Raw genomic sequence first — 15,377 nt, 5'->3', positions numbered from 1 at the left:
CACCCATGAGCCTGAGCCTCGGCCTGATCGCCGACCTGCTGACCTGGGCCGGGACCGCCGTGGCCGTCGCCGCCTCGGTGCGGCTGGCCGCCGCCCGCGACGCCACCGGGAGGCTGCACGCCGCCGCGCCCGTCACCGTCCTGGCCGCGCCGCTGGTCCTCACGGGACTGGCGCTGCGCCCCTGGTCGTCCTGGCACGACGTCGCCAAGCTCGCCGTCATCGCGGTGCTGCTCGCCGCGACCGGGCCGCCGACCGTCGTGACCGCCGCGCAGGCCGCCGAACGCGCCGCCGCGTCCGGACCGGAATGAGCCCGCCATGACCGCCACCCTTACCGCTGGACCGCCAGCGCGGGCGCTGGACGCGCTGTCCGGGCCCCTCGCGGGCGTGCTGATCGGCGTCGCGCTCGCCCTGGTCGTGGCGATGGCGACCGCCGTGGTGCTGACCCGCGACCCCGCCCGGCAGGCGATCGTGCTGTCGGGGTACGGGCTGGTCCTCGGGCTGCTGTTCCTGGTGCTGCAGGCGCCCGACGTCGCCATGTCCCAGCTCGCCGTCGGGACGGTCCTGGTGCCGCTCATCGTCGTCCTGGCCCTGCACGCCGCCCGCCGCCACCGCGACGCCGCCGCGGACCGCGCGGCCCGCGACGACCACGACGATCGCGGCGGGCGGGGGTCCGGTGGCAGGGAGGCGCGGCGGTGACGGCCCGCGCCCGCGTGCTGCTGTTCGCCGTCGGCGCGGCGGGCGTCGCGGTGCTGTTCGTCGCCGCGTTCCGCGGACTGCCCGAGTTCGGCGGGCCCGTGCACCCCTACGCCGGGCGCGCCGTCCACCAGGCCGTCGGGCAGGGCACCCAGAACGTCGTCGCGTCGGTCACCTTCGACCAGCGCGGCTTCGACACCCTCGGCGAGGAGCTGATCCTGCTCGCCGCGGCCGTCTCCGCCGTGGTCGTCCTGCACGTCGTGCGGCGCGAGGAGGAGGACGACGGCACCGCCCACCGGCACGGCCCGGCCGAGGTGTCGGACGCGCTGCGCATCGCCGGGACGCTGCTGCTGCCCGTCACCCTGGTCGCCGGGGTGTACATCGTCGCGCACGGGCACCAGTCCCCCGGCGGCGGGTTCCAGGGCGGCGTGGTCCTCGGCACCGCCGTCCACCTGCTCTACCTCGCCGGGGACTACCCGGCGCTGCAGCGGCTGCGGCCCCTCCCGGCGTTCGAGACCGCCGAGGCCGTCGCCGCCGCCCTGTTCACCGCGATCGTGCTGTACGCCGCCGGATGGGCGGCGGCCGGGCGGGTGCCCGCCCTCAACGGCGTCGTCGGCGCCGAGGTCGGCTGCGCCCTGGTCCTGCTGCTCGCCAAGTTCTTCGAGCAGGCGCTCCTCGTCCGCGAACCCGCCGGGGAGAAGAAGTGAAGGGGACGACGTGAGGTGAACCCGCTGCACCTGCTGCCCTACCTGGCCGCCGGGTGGATCATCCTCGCCGGGCTGTACGGCATCGTCACCAGCCGCGACCTCGTCCACGCCGTGGTGTGCCTGCAGGTCACGCAGTCCGGCACGTACGTGCTGCTGCTGGCGGTCGGGTACCGGTGGGGCGCGACCGCGCCGGTGTTCTCCGACCGCCCGCCGCCGCCCGCCGGGGGCCCGGTCACCGACCCGGTCGTGCAGGCCATGGCCCTCACCGACATCGTCGTCGGCGCGACCGTCACCGCGCTGCTGCTCGCCCTGGCCGTCCAGGTCGCCAAGCGGCGCGGCACCCTGGACCCCGCCGGCCTGCGGTCCCTCGAATCGTGATCCTGCAGCTGACCATCGCGCTGCCCGTCCTCGCCGCCGCGCTGCTCGCCGCCGCCGGACGGTGGCTCCCCCGCCTGGCCGTGGACGCCGCCGCGCTCGGCGCCGCCGCCGCCGTCACCGCGCTGACCGCGCTCACCCTCGCCCGCTCCCCGCACCGCCCGCAGGTCGCCTGGCTCGGCGGCTGGGGCCCCGGCACCGGCGTCGGGATCCCCCTGGCGGCCGACCCCCTCGCCGCCGGGACCGCCTGCACCGCCGCCGTCCTCACCCTCGCCGCGCTGGCGTTCTCCTGGCGGTACTTCACCGAGATCCAGGCCGCCTTCCACGCCCTGGTCCTGCTGTTCCTCGCGTCGATGTGCGGGTTCGCCTACACCGGCGACCTGTTCGACGCGTTCGTGTTCTTCGAGCTGATGAGCGTCGTGGCGTTCGCGCTGACCGGGTACCGGTCGGAGGAGCCGAGCACCGTCCACGGCGCGCTGAACTTCGGGATCGTCCAGTCGATCGGCGCCTACCTCACCCTCGCCGGGATCGCGCTGGTCTACGCCCGCACCGGGGAACTCGGCTACGCCACCGCCGGACGCCACCTCGCCGCCGCCCCCGGAGCCGGAGCCGGTTCCGGGGGCGCGCTGGTCACCGGCGCGTTCGTGCTGATCTGCACCGGGTACCTGGTCAAGGCCGCCGCCGTCCCGTTCCATTTCTGGCTCGCCGACGCGCACGCCGTCGCGCCCACCCCCGTCTGCGTCCTGTTCTCCGGGATCATGGTCGAGCTCGGCGTGTACGGGGTGGCGCGGACGTACTGGACGGTGTTCGACGGGCTGGTCCCGCTCCGCGCGATCGCCGTCCTCGGCGCCGCCGCCGCGCTGCTCGGCGCGGTGATGAGCGTCCTGCAGCACCACGTCAAACGGCTGCTGGCCTACTCCACCATCGCCCACGTCGGGCTGCTGCTCGCCGGCGTCGCCGCCGCCACCCCCGGCGCGCTCGCCGGGACCGCTTACTCCCTCGCCGGGCACGCCGGGGTGAAGGGCGCGCTGTTCCTCGGCGCCGGGGCCCTGCTGAACCGGCACCGCACCGTCGACGTCCGCGACCTGCGCGGCCGCGGCCGCGGCATGCCCGTCACCGGCGCCACCTTCCTCCTCGGCGGCCTGTTCCTGGCCGGGCTGCCGCCGTCGGGGACCTACGCCGGGCACGCCGTCACCGAGCACGCCGCCACGGAGATCGGATGGTGGTGGTACACGCCGCTGTCGGTCGCGGCGTCCGCGCTGACCGCCGGGGCCGTGCTGCGCGTGTGGGCCGTGGTCTGGCGGTCCTCCCCCGCCCCTGCCCCGTCCGGACGGGACGGGCCGCGCGAGCGCGAGGACCCCGAGACCCGCGTCACGCTCGGCTCCCTGCCCTGGACGATGCTCGCCCCCGGCCTCGTCCTGCTCGCCGCCGGGCTCGCGACCGGGCTCATCCCCGGCGGGCCCGTCGCCGCCGCGGCCGAGGCGTTCACCGGGCACGGCGCCTACGCCGCGCTCGTCCTGGACGGCCGCCTCACCCACCCGCATCCCGTCCCGGCCGACCCGTGGACCCCGGCGGGCTTCGCCGGGGCCGCCGTCACCCTGCTGCTCGCCGCGCTCGTCGCCGCCGCCACCGTCCCCCACGCCACCCCGCACACCGCCTCCGACGGCGGCGGGGCCTTGGGCCGGGACGGGGCCCGCCGCCGTGCAGGGCGCGCGGCCGGGCGCGCCGCCGTCAGGGCCGCGGGGGCGGTCTCGGCCCGGCTGCACGCCCTGCACTCCGGGCACATCGGCGACTACGCCGCCTGGCTCACCGCGGGCGTCGCCGTCCTGGCCCTGCTCACCGCCCTCCGATGACCCCCGGGCCCCCGCGCGGCCGGGGGTGACCGGAGGGCGGGTCACACGCTCCAGAGGCGGCGCTTGCGGTAGGTCGGCTCCCACGTCACCCGGTTCAGGTCCCGCAGCGGCTCGGGCAGCGACGTCAGGAACCGGCTCCGCTCGATCGGCGCGATCCCGTCCACCACCCACGGGACGAACAGCGACGTCCGCGCCTCGCACCGCCGTCCCGCCTCCGCCGCGAACGCCTCCCACTCGGCGGGCGGCAGCGCCGCCTCCGCCAGCGGCAGCGCGGCCGCCTCCTCGGTCCGCAGCCGCGCCTCCAGCGCCGTGCGCAGGTCCCGCACCGCCGCGGGGAGGTCGCCGCCGCCCGCCAGCGCCGCGTCCACCCCGTCGATCAGCGGGTCGAGCCGCGCCCGCCCGGCCCGCAGGTCCGCCAGCACCGCCCGCTCGGCGGGACGGCCCGCCACCGCCCGCTCCACCCGCGGCCACAGCTCCCGCTCCTCCAGGTCAAGGTGCACCCGGAACAGCTCCTTGAAGTACTCCCAGCCCTCCCGCACATGCGCGGCGCCGCCCTTGCCCGCCGCCGCGGCCGCCGCCAGCCGGTCCAGGTCCCGGCGGAACGCGTCGTTCACGGCGCGCAGGATCATGTCGCAGGACCCGCCGACACGCGGCTTGATCGCGAAAGCTCCCATACAAGGAAGAGCCCCCGCCGCGCCCCGAATGTGACGGCCGCCCGGACGGAGAGACGCAACTCACACCCCTCGGCGCGTCCGTCCGCTAGGGGACGTCGAGCAGGTCGCGGGCCGCGCGGACGAACGCGCGGACGCGGGCGCTGTCCCCGTCCGCCCGCCACACCAGGCCCCACTCCACCGGCGGCGCGCCGTCCAGGAGGACGTAGGCCACGTCGGGCCGCGCGTGGTACCGGCGGACGTGCGCGCCCATCGGCAGCACGCCCTCCCCCGCGCCGACCAGCGTCAGCGCCTCCTGCAGCGTCCCCCCGCGCCGGGACGGCGGGTCCAGCACCCGCACCCGCGCCAACTCCCCCACCGGCACCGACCCGCGCCGCGCGAACGGATGCCCCGACGCGACGGCCAGCATCCGCGCCTCCCGCACCAGAACCGGCCCCGCCTCCACCCCCTCCACACGCCCGACGCCCCCGCCGCCGTCAACCGGGCCGTCGAGGCGGGCGTCGGCTTCGGGGGCCCAGGGGGTGTCCGGCGGGAACTCCACCAGGCACACCTCCGCCTCGCCGTCGCGGAGCCAGGCCGCGACCTCGCCCGGGCGCGCCTCGCGGAGCACCACCCGAAGGCCCGGCTCCCGCGACCGCGCCAGCCGCGCCGCGCCCGCCAGCAACTGCCCGCCCGCCGCGCCGGTGAACGCGGCGCGCAGCGTGCCCGTCACGCCCCGCCCCTCCCGGACCGCCCGGTCCACCGCCGCGCCGATCAGCGCCCACGCCGGGGCGACCTCGGCCGCCAGCCGCCGCCCCGCCGGGGTCGGGGCGACCCGCCGCGACGTCCGGTCGAACAGCCGCACCCCCACCCGCCGCTCCAGCCCCCGGATCGTCTGGCTCACCCGCGACGTCGACACCCCGAGCCGCTCGGCCGTCCGCCCGAAGTGCAGCTCCTCGGCCAGCACCACCAGCGCCTCGATCTCGTGCCGCTCCAGCACCGCCCCACCCGCCCGGCCCGCCCCAGCCCGCCCGTCGTTGAGCGTCGCTTCACGATCCTTGCACAGGACGGCGTTGATCGGCCCGGCCGCGCGGCGGACGCTTGGACCGTCCAAACCGTCCAAACCCCCTCCGACCCGCACGGGAGAATCATGTACGTCACACGCGAGCGCGCCCTCGACCCGGGCGCGGGCGCCGCCGCGCTCCGCGACCACGCCGAGATCGTCGACGCGCTCTACCGGTTCGGCCTCGGCCAGGACCTCAAGGACCCCGCCCTGTTCGCGTCCTGCTTCGCCGCCGACGCCGAGCTGGACTTCCGCCCGGCCGCCGCCGCGTGGGGCGCCGCGCCGCCCGTGATGACCGGACGCGACGCCATCGTCGCCGCCATCCTCGGCGGGTTCGAGGGACGGGTCGACACCACCCACCAGGTCACCAACCCCCGCGTCGTCATCGACTCCGACGGCGACCTCGACGGCGGACCCGGCGGCGGCGGCCCGGCCGGGGACACGGCGCGGCTCACGGCGCTGGTGGAGGCGCAGCACCTGCTCACCGCCGACCGGTCCGTCCACGCGCTGCTGAAGAACCTCTACGACACCGAACTCGTCCGCGACGGGCGCCGCTGGGTCCTCCGCCGCGTCGTCATCGACAACGTCTGGTACACCGGCGACCCCGCCGCCGTCTTCACCTGACCCGGGCCGCGGACGCTCGGCCCGGTCGCGGGGGCGCGGGTCACGCGGACGCGTCCAGCATCTCCAGGAAATGCGGGTTGTTCATGATCCCCAGGACGTTCCCGAACGGGTCGACGACCGCCGCCGTCACGAACCCCGAGTCGCCCTGCGCGGTCACCGGCTGGTACTCGGCGGCGCCCAGCGACAGCAGCCGCGCGAAGGTGCCCTCCAGGTCGTCCACGTGCCAGTACATGATCGCCCCGCCCGGCCCCGGCGCCCCGCCCGGCGCTGAGGACGGCGGGCGGAACCGGCCGTCGATCAGGCCGAGCTCGTCCTGCCGGTCGCCGACGCGGAACTCGTAGTAGGCGGTCTTCCCGTCCGGCCCGGGGCGGGAGAAGTAGGGCTCCATCTCCAGGACGCGCGCGTACCAGTCCCTCGCCGCCTCCAGGTCGTCGGCCCAGAAGACGATGGTCGCGAAACCACGAAACATGCCAGCTCCCTCCACCGGGGCGGGGCCCGTCCCCGGCCCGGTACCCGCGACGCTACGGGCCAATCAGGTCGGTGAACGTCCTCATGGGACGGCAATATGGGGGTCATGCGCGATCCGTCCGGGCGGCTGCTGCGGCTGCTGTCCCTGCTGCAGACACCGCGGGAATGGCCCGGCCCCGAACTCGCCGAACGGCTCGGCGTCACGGTCCGGACCGTCCGCCGCGACGTCGACCGGCTCCGCGACCTCGGCTACCCCGTCCATGCCGCGCGCGGCAACACCGGCGGGTACCGCCTCACCGCGGGCGCCGCGATGCCGCCGCTGCTGCTGGACGACGAGGAGGCCGTCGCCATCGCGATCGGGCTGCGCACCGCCGCCGCGGGCGCCGTCGCCGGGGCCGAGGACGCCGCGCCCCGCGCCCTGGCCAAGCTGGAGCAGGTCCTGCCCGCCCGGCTGCGCCGCCGCGTCGCCGCGCTCACCGAGGCCGCCGTCGCGCTGCCGCCCCGCGACGGCGGGCCGCCGCCCGCCGACCCCGAGGTCCTCGCCCTCCTCGCCGCCGCCTGCGTCACCCGCGAGAAGGTCCGCTTCACCTACACCGCCGCCCCCGCCCCGCCACTGACGCGGGCGGCGCTGACGCGGGCGGCGGGGCCGTGTCACGGCGGCTGGTCCAGCCGCACCGGCTCGTCGCGGCGGGGCGCCGCTGGTACCTGGTCGCCCACGACGAGGACCGTGCCGCCTGGCGCACCTTCCGCGCCGACCGGATCACCGGCCCGCGCGGCACCGGCGTCCGCGGCCCCGAACGCGCCCTGCCCGGCGGGGCCGACGCCGCGTCCTGGGCCATGGACGCCCTCGCCGGCGGATCCGGGACGATCACCGCCCGGGTGCTGCTGCACGTCCCCGCCGAGGAGGCCGCCGCGCACGTCACCGCCTGGCAGGGCGTCCTGGAACCCGTCGACGACCGCACCTGCCTGCTGCACACCCGGTCGGACTCGCTGCACTTCCTCGCCTACCGCGTCACGATGCTGCCCGTCGACTACACCCTGCTCGACCCGCCCGAACTCGCCGGGCCGCTGGCCGACATCGCCCGCCGCGCCGCCGCCGCCGTCCGCGACCTCGCCTGACCCGCCCCCACCCCGCCGGGGCGCGGCGGGTCAGTCGGCGGAGGTGTCGCCGAGCGACTCCAGCAGCGTGCGCAGCGCGTCGGCCAGCCGCTCGCGGCCGTCGGTGCCCAGCGCCGCCAGCAGCCGCTCCTCGTTGGCGACGTGCGGGCCGACCACGGCGTCCACCGTCTCCCGGCCCCGCGGCGTCAGCCGGATCCGCACCGACCGCCGGTCCCCGGTGTCGCGGACCCGCTCGACCAGGCCCCGCGCCTCCAGCCGGTCGATCCGGTTGGTGATCGCGCCCGAGGTGACCATCGCCGTCTTCAGCAGCGCGCCCGCCGTCAGCTCGTAGGGGGCGCCGGACCGGCGCAGCGTCGCCAGCACGTCGAACTCCCAGTTCTCCAGCCCGTGCGCGGCGAAGAACGCGCGCAGCTCCCGGCCGAGCAGCAGCTGCGCCCGCGAGATCCGCCCGATCACCCCCATCGGCGACACGTCCAGGTCGGGACGCTCCCGCCCCCACTGCGCGAGGATCGCGTCCACCGCGTCGGCCATCCGACCTCCTGCCATCCACAATCTCAACGTTGAGATTATCAATCGGATGATACGCCCGCCCCGGAGACCGCGCGGGCGCCGCGCGCGCCTCGCGGGCCTCGCGGGCGCAGACCCGACCACACCAGGGCCGTGCCGAGCAGCGTCACCGCCACGATCACCGCCAGCGCGAACCGCAGGCCGGACGGCCCCGCCCCCCACGCCGCCGCGACCGACCCCATCACCGGCACCCCGACCGTCAGCGCCACCTGCTGCGTCATCGACGTCAGACCGGTCGCCAGGCCCTGCTCGCCGTCCGGCAGCCCCGACGTCGCGGTCACCGTGAACGCCACGATCGCGGTCACGTGCCCGTAGAACCCGATGAACAGCGCGGGGACCACCACCGCCAGGAACGCGCGGTCCGCGCCGAGGAACACCAGCGGCGCCGTCGCCAGCGCCTGCACCGACATCCCCGCCGCCAGCACCGCCCGGCTCCCGAACCGGCCGATCACCCGCCCGGCCGCAACACCCGCCGCCACCGACGCCAGCCCCGGCACCCCGAACACCAGGCCCGTGCCGAGCGGCGACAGCCCGAGGACGTCCTGCAGGTACAGGGTCATCAGGAAGATCATGGCGGGTTCCGTCGCGAAGACCAGCAGCCCCGCGCCGTTCCCCCACCGCACCGTCGCCCGCCGCAGCACCCGCACCGGCACCAGCGGCACCGCCGCCCGCGCCTCCACCGCCCACGCCGCGCAGAGCAGCACCGCCCCGGCCGCTCCCGCCAGGACGCTCCGCTCCACCGCCGCGTACACGACGGCGAGCAGCCCGCCGGTCACCGTCACCGCGCCCGGGACGTCCAGCCGCACCCGGCCCGGCGCCCGGCTCTCCCCGATCACGAACGGCACCGCCAGCAGGATCGCCGCCGCGACCGGCACGTTCACGAAGAACGCCGCCCGCCAGCTCAGCAGCCCCACCAGCGTCCCCCCGGCCAGCGCCCCCACCGTGAACCCGCCCGACAGCAGCGCCCCGTTCAGCCCGAGCGCCCGCTCCCGCGCCCCGCCCTCGGCGAACGTCGTGGTCAGCAGCGACAGCGTCGCCGGGATCGTCATCGCCGTCGCCAGCCCCTGCAGCGCCCGCCCCGCCAGCAGCGCCCCCGGCCCGGCGGCCAGACCGCCGAGCAGCGACGCCCCCATCAGCAGCACCAGCCCCGCCACGAACAGGCGCCGCCGCCCGAACAGGTCGCCCAGCCTGCCGAACAGCAGCGTGAACCCGGCCGCGGGCAGCGCGTACGCGGAGGTGATCCACGGCAGGCCCGCCACCCCGAGCCCGACGCCCGCGCCGACCTCCGGCAGCGCCACGTTCAGGATCGAGAAGTCGACCGACAGCATGAACCCCGCCCCCAGCAGGACGAACAGCACCAGCCGGTCCCTGGCGCCGAACCGCGCCGCGCCGCGCCGCTCCCCCGCCCGCGCTCCCGCCGCCCTGTCGCTCGTGTCGATGGTCACTGTGCTTCCCCTTCTCCCGGTGGACCTTCCGCCCCACCGACGAAGCACACGCCCCGGGAATCGACATCGGCCCCGCACGAATTCCGCAGGAATCCCCGCACACGTGAAAGCGCCGGGCCGGGCGCCCCCCTTCCAGGGGCCCCGGCCCGGCGCCCGGCGCGTGCAGGGCCTCGGCCGGCGTCAGCCGGTCGCGGGGCCGAGGTCGTCGGAGCGGCCCGCCGCCAGCCGCGACCACTGGGAGGTCGGACGCCCCCGCGTGCGCATGGCGCCGTCGGACACCCGGTCCTGCGGCCACCCGGCGGGCGAGTCCTCCCACGTCTCCTGCCGCCCGTAGGCGGTCAGGTCCAGCAGGGCGAGGCTGGCGTCCATCGCCTCGACGCCGCGGCCGCTCGTCCAGTACGTCTCGAACACGCGGCCGCCGTCGCGCAGGTAGCACACCAGGTGGAACATGTCGGGCCGCCGCCCGGCCAGCAGCGACGCCGCCGAGTCCCGGACCGAGTACCACGGCACGTCCCAGCCCATGAAGTCCCGGTACCGGACGCTCTCCTCGTAGGGGCCCACGCAGAACGTCGCGTAGGTGACGCCGCGCACGTGCAGGTGCGACAGCTCGCGGACCTGCCCGTTGAAGAACGTGCACCCCTCGCACTGCGCCTCGGCGGGCGCCCCCGCGTCCCACATGTGGTAGTAGGCGATCAGCTGGCGGCGGCCCTCGAACGCGTCCAGCAGGGTGACCTCGCCGTCCGGGCCGGTCAGCGGCGTCGCCGCGGCGACCTCGACCATCGGCAGGCGGCGGCGCGCCGCGGCGATCGCGTCGCCCTCGCGGGTGTGCGCCTTCTCCCGGACGCGCAGCGCGTCCAGCTCGGCCTGCCACACGGCCCGGTCGGCGACCGGCGGCATCGGCGCGGCCCCCGCGCCGCTGTCGTCGGTGGTGGCGTCGGTGGTGTTTTCGGTGGTGCCCGGGCGGGTGTTCATGGGCGGTGCCCCTTTCCTCTGGTCGGACGTTCACCCCACCGACGAAGGGCGCCCCCACCGGATCGACATCCCCGTCCACCCGATTCCCTGCCCGTCCGATTCCCCGGCCGACGCGGGGCTGCCCGGTCAGTCCGGGGCAAGGCCGCGGAGACGGGCGGCGAGGTAGCGGCGCTCGGGCTCGGTCGGCGCCAGCCGCAGCGCCTCCTCGTAGGCGGCGCGGGCCTCGCCGGGGCGGCCGTCCCGGCGCAGCAGGTCGGCGCGGGTCGCGGGCAGCAGGTGGTAGCCGTCCAGCCGGCCGGACGCCGCCAGCTCCTCCACCAGCGCCAGCCCGGCCGGGACGCCGTCGGCCATCGCGACCGCCACCGCCCGGTTCAGCTCCACCACCGGGGACGGCGCCAGCCGGGCCAGCTCCCCGTACAGCGCGGCGATCTGCGGCCAGTCCGTGGCCGCCGCACCGGGCGCGGTGGCGTGGCACGCCGCGATCGCGGCCTGCACCTGGTAGGGGCCGGTGCGGCGCCGCGCCAGCGCCCGGTCGAGCTCGGCGACGCCCTCGGCGATCAGCGCCCCGTCCCACCGGGACCGGTCCTGGTCCTCCAAGGGCACGAGGACGCCGCCGTCGGTGCGCGCCGCGCGGCGCGCCTCGTGCAGCAGCATCAGCGCCAGCAGCCCGCGCGGCTCGGGCTCGCGCGGCATCAGCCCGACCAGCACCCGCGCCAGCCGGACCGCCTCGCCCGAGAGCCCCCGCCGCCCGTCCCGCTCGTCGTAGCCCTGGTTGAAGATCAGGTACAGCACGGCCAGGACGGCGGCGAGCCGCTCGGGCAGCCGCTCGGCGGGCGGCACCCGGTACGGGACGCCCGCCTCCCTGATCTTGCGCTTGGCCCGGACGAGCCGCTGCGCCATCGCGGGCTCGGCCGTCAGGAACGCCTTGGCGATCTCGGCGGTGCTCAGCCCGGCCAGCGTCCGCAGCGTCAGCGCGACCCGCGCCGGGAACGGCAGCGCCGGATGGCAGCACGTGAAGATCAGCCGGAGCCGCTCGTCGGGGATGTCGCCGTCCCCGGACTCGTGCGGGCCGCCCGACGGATCGCCCGAGTCGCCGGGCGGGGCCGCGGGGCGGTCGGCGAGACGGCGCAGCTTCGCCGCGCCCGCGGCGTCGCGGCGGAGCCGGTCCAGCGCGCGGTTGCGGGCCGCCGTCGTCAGCCAGGCGCCCGGACGGCGCGGCACCCCGTCGCGGGCCCAGGCGGTCAGCGCGGCGGCGAAGGCGTCCTGCGCGCAGTCCTCGGCGAGGTCCCAGTCGCCGGTCATCGCGATCAGGGTCGCGACGACCTGGCCCCACTCGTCCCGGTAGGCCGCGTCGACCGCCGCCCGCACCTCCTCGCCGGACGGGGCCGCGCCGGGCGCGGTCATCGCGGGGTCACTCCCAGACGGGACGGATCTCGACGCCGCCCCACCGCGCGTAGGGGTGGCCGGACGCGATCTCGATCGCCTCGTCCAGGTCGGCGCAGTCGATGAGGACGAACCCGCCGACGAAGTCCTTGGTCTCGGCGAACGGGCCGTCCGAGACGAGGGTCTCGCCGTCGCGGACGCGGACCGACGTCGCGTCCACCACCGGCCGCAGCCGCGTCCCGAGCACCAGGGCGCCGCGCCGCTCCAGGTCGGCGTACCACGCCTGGTGCACGGGGTCGGCGGCGATCTCCTCGTTGCTGGGCGAGAAGGTCTCGTCGTCGCAGATCAGCAGCGCGTACCTCATACGGCCGATTCTGCCGGACGCGCGCCCCCGGTCACGACGCCCGCCCGCCGTCGCCCCCCGCCTGCTCCGCGGCCGGGTCCGCGGTGGCGGGCGCGAGGGTCTCGGCGCGGACGGCGCGTTCGCGCTGCGCGGCGGCCTCGGCGCGGGCCGCGTCGCGTTCGGCCGCCACGGCGGCGAGCCGGGCCTCCAGCTCGGCGGCCCGGGCCCGGTGCTCGGCGCGCGCGGCGTCGCGGTCGCGGTGCGCGGCGGCGACGGCCCGCGCGCCCTCCTCGCGGTCGGCGGCGGCGCGTTCCGCGGCGTGCTCGGCGGCCTCCCGCGCGGCCCGGGCGTCCAGGTCGGCGCGGTCGGCGCGGCGGGAGGCGTCCCGGACGGCGTGCTCGGCGTCGGCGAGCGCGGCCCGCAGCCGCGCCGCCTCCGCGGCGGCCTCGGCCAGGTCCCGCTCGGCGGTGTCGGCGCGGGCCCGGGTCTCGGCGAGGCGCCCGGCGGTCCGGTCGAGCTCGGTGCGGGTGCGGGCGTGGGCGTCCTGCGACCGGGCGAGGTCGGCGCGGACGCCGCGCAGCGCCTCCTCGGCGGCGGCGGTCCGCGCGGCGGCGTCCTCGGCCGCGGCCCGCGCGGCGGTCTCGGCGGCCTGCCGCGCCTCGGCGTGCGCGCGGGCGGTCTCGGCGGCCGACTCGGCGGCCGCCCGGGCGGCGCGGGCGACGTCCTCGGCGGCCAGCGCCCGCTCCTCGGCCGCCCGGCGGGCCGCCCCGGCGGCCGCGGTCTCGGCGCGGGCGGCGTCGGCGTCGCGCTCGGCGCGCCGCCGGGCCGCGTCGGCGTCCCGCGCCCGCGCCGCCGCCTCGGCCGCCCGCCGCTCCAGCTCGGTGTTGCGGTCCACGACCGTGTCGACGATCTCCTGCAGCCGGTCGGCGGCCTCGGCCTCGCGGGCCGCGCGGTCCCGCGCGGCGGCGGCCATCCCGGTCAGCACCGCGCGCAGCGCGGCCAGCGGCTCCCCCACCGCCGCCGCGGCCGGGACGCGGTTGGCCGCGTGCGCCTCGGCCTGGCAGTCCCGCACGACCCGCCCGTCGTCGCCGTGCTCGGGCGGGCAGTACTCCGGCCGCCGCCCGCGCGCCTTCGGCGGCCGCGGCAGCGGCGCGTCGCACTGCTTGCACCGCCCCCACGGCGCCGCCGGGTCCGCGCCCGCCGGCGGCCGCCGCCCCGGCGCGTCCGCGGCGGCGTCGTCCTGGCCCGTCTCATCGACCGTCATGCCCGGCAGTGTCCCATTCTTTTCTCGTCCGAGCAATGAAAAGACGCCGAACTGATTTCTTGAGAAGGAATCAGAGGGAGCGCATAATCGCCGTTATGCGCTACGCTGCCCGCGGCGATCACGAGCGGCGAGACGGAGGCGGACGTGGACGACACCCGGCACCCCGGACCCGACGCGGGAGCGCTGGAGGGAACCGTCCTCCACTCCCCGCCCCCGCAGCCGCGTGGCACGGCGTCCGTCCCGGACACGGCGGGCGCGGCGGGCGGGACGGCGCCGGTCCGCCCGGCGGGGCGGCTGGCCGCGGACGCGCTCGCGGCGCTGGACGCCGACCTCGGGCAGGTGCAGGTCGCCCGCGTCGGCGGACGCCGCGTCTACCGCCGCCGCCTCGAACTGCTCGCCGAGGCGTGCACGTCGGAGACGTTCGCGCTGGTCCTGGACTGGCTGAGCGGCGCCCGCCGCGCATCCGCCGCCACCAAGCGCGGCTACGCCGACGACCTGCGCCGCGTCTGGGCGCCGCTGGCCCGCGAACTCGGCCACGACGCGTTCCGCGTCGGCTGCCTGACCCGCGAGCACGTCCGGATGTGGCGGCTGCGGCAGGAGCGCGCGGGCGTCGCCGCCCGCAGCATCGGCCGGTACGTCGCGTGCCTGTCGTCGCTGCACGCCTACGCCGCCGCCGTGCTGGACCCGCCGCCCCGCAACCCCGTCACCCAGGACGACCGCCCCCGGATCGAGTCCGGCCGCACCGCCGCGTCCACCCCGGTGCTGGAGGTCGAGGAGGTCCGCGCCGTCGCCGCCCGCGCGACCGGCGAACTGGACCTGCTGGTGGTGATGCTGCTCTACAGCCTGGCCGGGCGCGTCACCGAGATCTGCGCCGCCGACGTCGCCGACCTGTCCGGCGACGGGGACCGGGCGGTGCTGTCGGTCGTCCGCAAGGGCGGCAAGCGGCGCGCGCTGCCGCTGCCGCCCCGCTGCGCGCGGCTGCTGCGCGACCACGTCGGCGCCCGCACCGCCGGGCCCCTGCTCCTGGACGCCAAGGGCGACCGCCTCGACCGCCACGACGTCGACCGCATCAGCACCCGCCTCGGCCGCGCCGCGGGCGTCCTGCCCGGACGCGACCTGACCCCGCACGTGTGGCGGGCGTCCCGCATCACCCACATGCTCGACGACGGCGTCCCCCTCGCCGAGGTGCAGGAGTTCGCCGACCACGTCAACCCGGCCACCACCATCGGCTACTGGGAGCGCCGCCTGCGAGGGCAGCGCGCCGCCGCGCACGCCGACCGCGCCGCCGCCGTCTTCGACGACCTCCCCGCCTGACCCGCACCCAGCGGCGGCCCGCTCGTCCGCGGTCCACTCGCCGTCGCCGTCGCCTGGACCGCCGCCAGGTAGAGCGCCGGGTCGGGCCGAGCGGCCCGCAGCGTCCAGGTGCCGACGTCGTGCGCGTGGGCGGGGCCGAGGCCGGTCGGCTGCAGCACTGCCGCCAGCCGGTGGATCTCGAGATGGTTGACCTAGGCAGTGGCCGCGAAGTGGCAGTGCAGCGCGATCGTTGCCGGGTTCGCCGAGGTCAGCACCGCGCCGATCGTCCAGCCGTCGAACGGTCTGACCGGCGCCTCGATCCCGCCCTCGCCGCGCGGGCCCGGTCGCGGGCGCGCTGCTCGGCGTCGGAGTCGACGTTGTCCCCGGCGTCCGCGATCGAGACGGGCGGCGCGTCGAGGTCGGCAGGGAACTCGGCCGCCCGGAGCTGGCGGCGGCGAGCGGCGGACGAGCAGCGCCGGGCCGGTCCGGTCGTGTCCCACCCGGACACCCCCTTTCGCCGCACGTCCCGGGAAAGTGCGTCCTTTCCCGGGACGGGCC

17 protein-coding genes and 1 pseudogene are annotated in these 15,377 nt (G+C 77.6%); 8 read left to right on the top strand and 10 right to left on the bottom strand.

Translation table 11 applies throughout. The features are described 5' to 3' along the window. The first annotated feature begins 5 nt into the window (after positions 1 to 5). Genes ACH01S_RS06430 through ACH01S_RS06410 form a run of 5 tightly spaced genes read left to right on the top strand, consistent with a single transcriptional unit; the run spans position 6 to position 3,628 of the window. On the top strand, positions 6 to 308 hold the full coding sequence (locus tag ACH01S_RS06430) for a monovalent cation/H(+) antiporter subunit G (RefSeq protein ID WP_067886324.1): 303 nt from the start codon (positions 6 to 8) through the stop codon (positions 306 to 308). A gap of 7 nt (positions 309 to 315) precedes the next feature. Continuing rightward, positions 316 to 696, top strand: coding sequence for a hydrogenase subunit MbhD domain-containing protein (locus tag ACH01S_RS06425; protein ID WP_083980380.1), 381 nt, complete (start codon positions 316 to 318; stop codon positions 694 to 696). After that, positions 693 to 1,400 carry an MnhB domain-containing protein gene (locus ACH01S_RS06420; protein WP_067886323.1) on the top strand — a complete coding sequence of 236 codons (708 nt, stop codon included), beginning with the start codon at positions 693 to 695 and terminating at the stop codon, positions 1,398 to 1,400. The genes ACH01S_RS06425 and ACH01S_RS06420 overlap by 4 nt, the downstream gene beginning before the upstream one ends. Positions 1,401 to 1,415: 15 nt before the next feature. Further along, on the top strand, positions 1,416 to 1,778 hold the full coding sequence (locus tag ACH01S_RS06415) for a sodium:proton antiporter (protein WP_246237136.1): 363 nt from the start codon (positions 1,416 to 1,418) through the stop codon (positions 1,776 to 1,778). After that, entirely contained in the window at positions 1,775 to 3,628 is a 1,854-nt protein-coding gene (locus tag ACH01S_RS06410; RefSeq protein ID WP_218010152.1) for a complex I subunit 5 family protein, read from the top strand. The genes ACH01S_RS06415 and ACH01S_RS06410 overlap by 4 nt, the downstream gene beginning before the upstream one ends. Positions 3,629 to 3,669: 41 nt before the next feature. Here ACH01S_RS06410 and ACH01S_RS06405 read toward each other — a convergent pair whose 3' ends face one another. Further along, positions 3,670 to 4,302 (bottom strand): hemerythrin domain-containing protein, encoded by a 633-nt coding sequence (locus tag ACH01S_RS06405; protein WP_083980379.1) that lies wholly within the window; start codon positions 4,300 to 4,302, stop codon positions 3,670 to 3,672. Positions 4,303 to 4,387: 85 nt separating this feature from the next. Continuing rightward, positions 4,388 to 5,392 carry a LysR family transcriptional regulator gene (locus ACH01S_RS06400; RefSeq protein ID WP_246237135.1) on the bottom strand — a complete coding sequence of 335 codons (1,005 nt, stop codon included), beginning with the start codon at positions 5,390 to 5,392 and terminating at the stop codon, positions 4,388 to 4,390. A 36-nt stretch (positions 5,393 to 5,428) separates the two neighbouring features. On the opposite strand from ACH01S_RS06400, the gene ACH01S_RS06395 reads away from it, so the two are divergent. Continuing rightward, positions 5,429 to 5,965: a nuclear transport factor 2 family protein gene (locus ACH01S_RS06395; RefSeq protein ID WP_067886316.1), complete on the top strand. Its 537-nt coding sequence runs from the start codon at positions 5,429 to 5,431 to the stop codon at positions 5,963 to 5,965. A 40-nt stretch (positions 5,966 to 6,005) separates the two neighbouring features. Here ACH01S_RS06395 and ACH01S_RS06390 read toward each other — a convergent pair whose 3' ends face one another. After that, positions 6,006 to 6,434, bottom strand: a complete 429-nt coding sequence (locus tag ACH01S_RS06390; protein ID WP_067886314.1) for a VOC family protein — start codon at positions 6,432 to 6,434, stop codon at positions 6,006 to 6,008. A gap of 105 nt (positions 6,435 to 6,539) precedes the next feature. On the opposite strand from ACH01S_RS06390, the pseudogene ACH01S_RS46730 reads away from it, so the two are divergent. Continuing rightward, positions 6,540 to 7,552, top strand: a pseudogene (locus ACH01S_RS46730) (helix-turn-helix transcriptional regulator). 30 nt (positions 7,553 to 7,582) lie between these two features. Here ACH01S_RS46730 and ACH01S_RS06380 read toward each other — a convergent pair. From ACH01S_RS06380 to ACH01S_RS06355, 6 genes are all read right to left on the bottom strand, one after another. Further along, a complete protein-coding gene (locus tag ACH01S_RS06380; RefSeq protein ID WP_067886312.1) occupies positions 7,583 to 8,083 on the bottom strand; it encodes a MarR family winged helix-turn-helix transcriptional regulator in 501 nt (166 codons plus the stop codon). A gap of 38 nt (positions 8,084 to 8,121) precedes the next feature. Next, positions 8,122 to 9,564, bottom strand: coding sequence for an MFS transporter (locus ACH01S_RS06375; protein WP_067886310.1), 1,443 nt, complete (start codon positions 9,562 to 9,564; stop codon positions 8,122 to 8,124). Positions 9,565 to 9,744: 180 nt separating this feature from the next. After that, the gene (locus ACH01S_RS06370; protein ID WP_083980378.1) at positions 9,745 to 10,536 is read right to left on the bottom strand and encodes a DUF899 family protein; all 792 of its coding nucleotides are present in this window, start codon (positions 10,534 to 10,536) and stop codon (positions 9,745 to 9,747) included. Positions 10,537 to 10,662: 126 nt separating this feature from the next. After that, on the bottom strand, positions 10,663 to 11,940 hold the full coding sequence (locus ACH01S_RS06365) for an RNA polymerase sigma factor (RefSeq protein WP_067886308.1): 1,278 nt from the start codon (positions 11,938 to 11,940) through the stop codon (positions 10,663 to 10,665). 7 nt (positions 11,941 to 11,947) lie between these two features. Further along, positions 11,948 to 12,283 carry a YciI family protein gene (locus ACH01S_RS06360; RefSeq protein ID WP_067886306.1) on the bottom strand — a complete coding sequence of 112 codons (336 nt, stop codon included), beginning with the start codon at positions 12,281 to 12,283 and terminating at the stop codon, positions 11,948 to 11,950. Positions 12,284 to 12,314: 31 nt separating this feature from the next. Continuing rightward, entirely contained in the window at positions 12,315 to 13,526 is a 1,212-nt protein-coding gene (locus ACH01S_RS06355) for a hypothetical protein (RefSeq protein ID WP_067886304.1), read from the bottom strand. Positions 13,527 to 13,670: 144 nt separating this feature from the next. On the opposite strand from ACH01S_RS06355, the gene ACH01S_RS06350 reads away from it, so the two are divergent. Beyond that, on the top strand, positions 13,671 to 14,840 hold the full coding sequence (locus tag ACH01S_RS06350; RefSeq protein WP_067886302.1) for a tyrosine-type recombinase/integrase: 1,170 nt from the start codon (positions 13,671 to 13,673) through the stop codon (positions 14,838 to 14,840). A gap of 247 nt (positions 14,841 to 15,087) precedes the next feature. Here ACH01S_RS06350 and ACH01S_RS43235 read toward each other — a convergent pair whose 3' ends face one another. Further along, complete coding sequence (locus ACH01S_RS43235; RefSeq protein WP_148344694.1) at positions 15,088 to 15,342, bottom strand: hypothetical protein; 255 nt, start codon at positions 15,340 to 15,342, stop codon at positions 15,088 to 15,090. Positions 15,343 to 15,377 lie beyond the last annotated feature (35 nt).

Origin of the sequence: Actinomadura chibensis NBRC 106107 (assembly GCF_001552135.1) — a bacterium.
Classification (GTDB): Bacteria; Actinomycetota; Actinomycetes; order Streptosporangiales; family Streptosporangiaceae; genus Spirillospora; species Spirillospora chibensis.
This window is presented reverse-complemented; position numbering and strand designations above follow the sequence as displayed.

Excerpts from the sequence above, each read along its gene's own strand:
- ACH01S_RS06430 (WP_067886324.1), top strand. The coding sequence starts at position 6 with ATGAGCCTGAGCCTCGGCCTGATCGCCGACCTGCTGACCTGGGCCGGG.
- ACH01S_RS06425 (WP_083980380.1), top strand. The coding sequence starts at position 316 with ATGACCGCCACCCTTACCGCTGGACCGCCAGCGCGGGCGCTGGACGCG.
- ACH01S_RS06405 (WP_083980379.1), bottom strand. The coding sequence starts at position 4,302 with ATGGGAGCTTTCGCGATCAAGCCGCGTGTCGGCGGGTCCTGCGACATG.
- ACH01S_RS06395 (WP_067886316.1), top strand. The coding sequence starts at position 5,429 with ATGTACGTCACACGCGAGCGCGCCCTCGACCCGGGCGCGGGCGCCGCC.
- ACH01S_RS06390 (WP_067886314.1), bottom strand. The coding sequence starts at position 6,434 with ATGTTTCGTGGTTTCGCGACCATCGTCTTCTGGGCCGACGACCTGGAG.
- ACH01S_RS06380 (WP_067886312.1), bottom strand. The coding sequence starts at position 8,083 with ATGGCCGACGCGGTGGACGCGATCCTCGCGCAGTGGGGGCGGGAGCGT.
- ACH01S_RS06370 (WP_083980378.1), bottom strand. The coding sequence starts at position 10,536 with ATGAACACCCGCCCGGGCACCACCGAAAACACCACCGACGCCACCACC.
- ACH01S_RS06365 (WP_067886308.1), bottom strand. The coding sequence starts at position 11,940 with ATGACCGCGCCCGGCGCGGCCCCGTCCGGCGAGGAGGTGCGGGCGGCG.
- ACH01S_RS06360 (WP_067886306.1), bottom strand. The coding sequence starts at position 12,283 with ATGAGGTACGCGCTGCTGATCTGCGACGACGAGACCTTCTCGCCCAGC.
- ACH01S_RS06355 (WP_067886304.1), bottom strand. The coding sequence starts at position 13,526 with ATGACGGTCGATGAGACGGGCCAGGACGACGCCGCCGCGGACGCGCCG.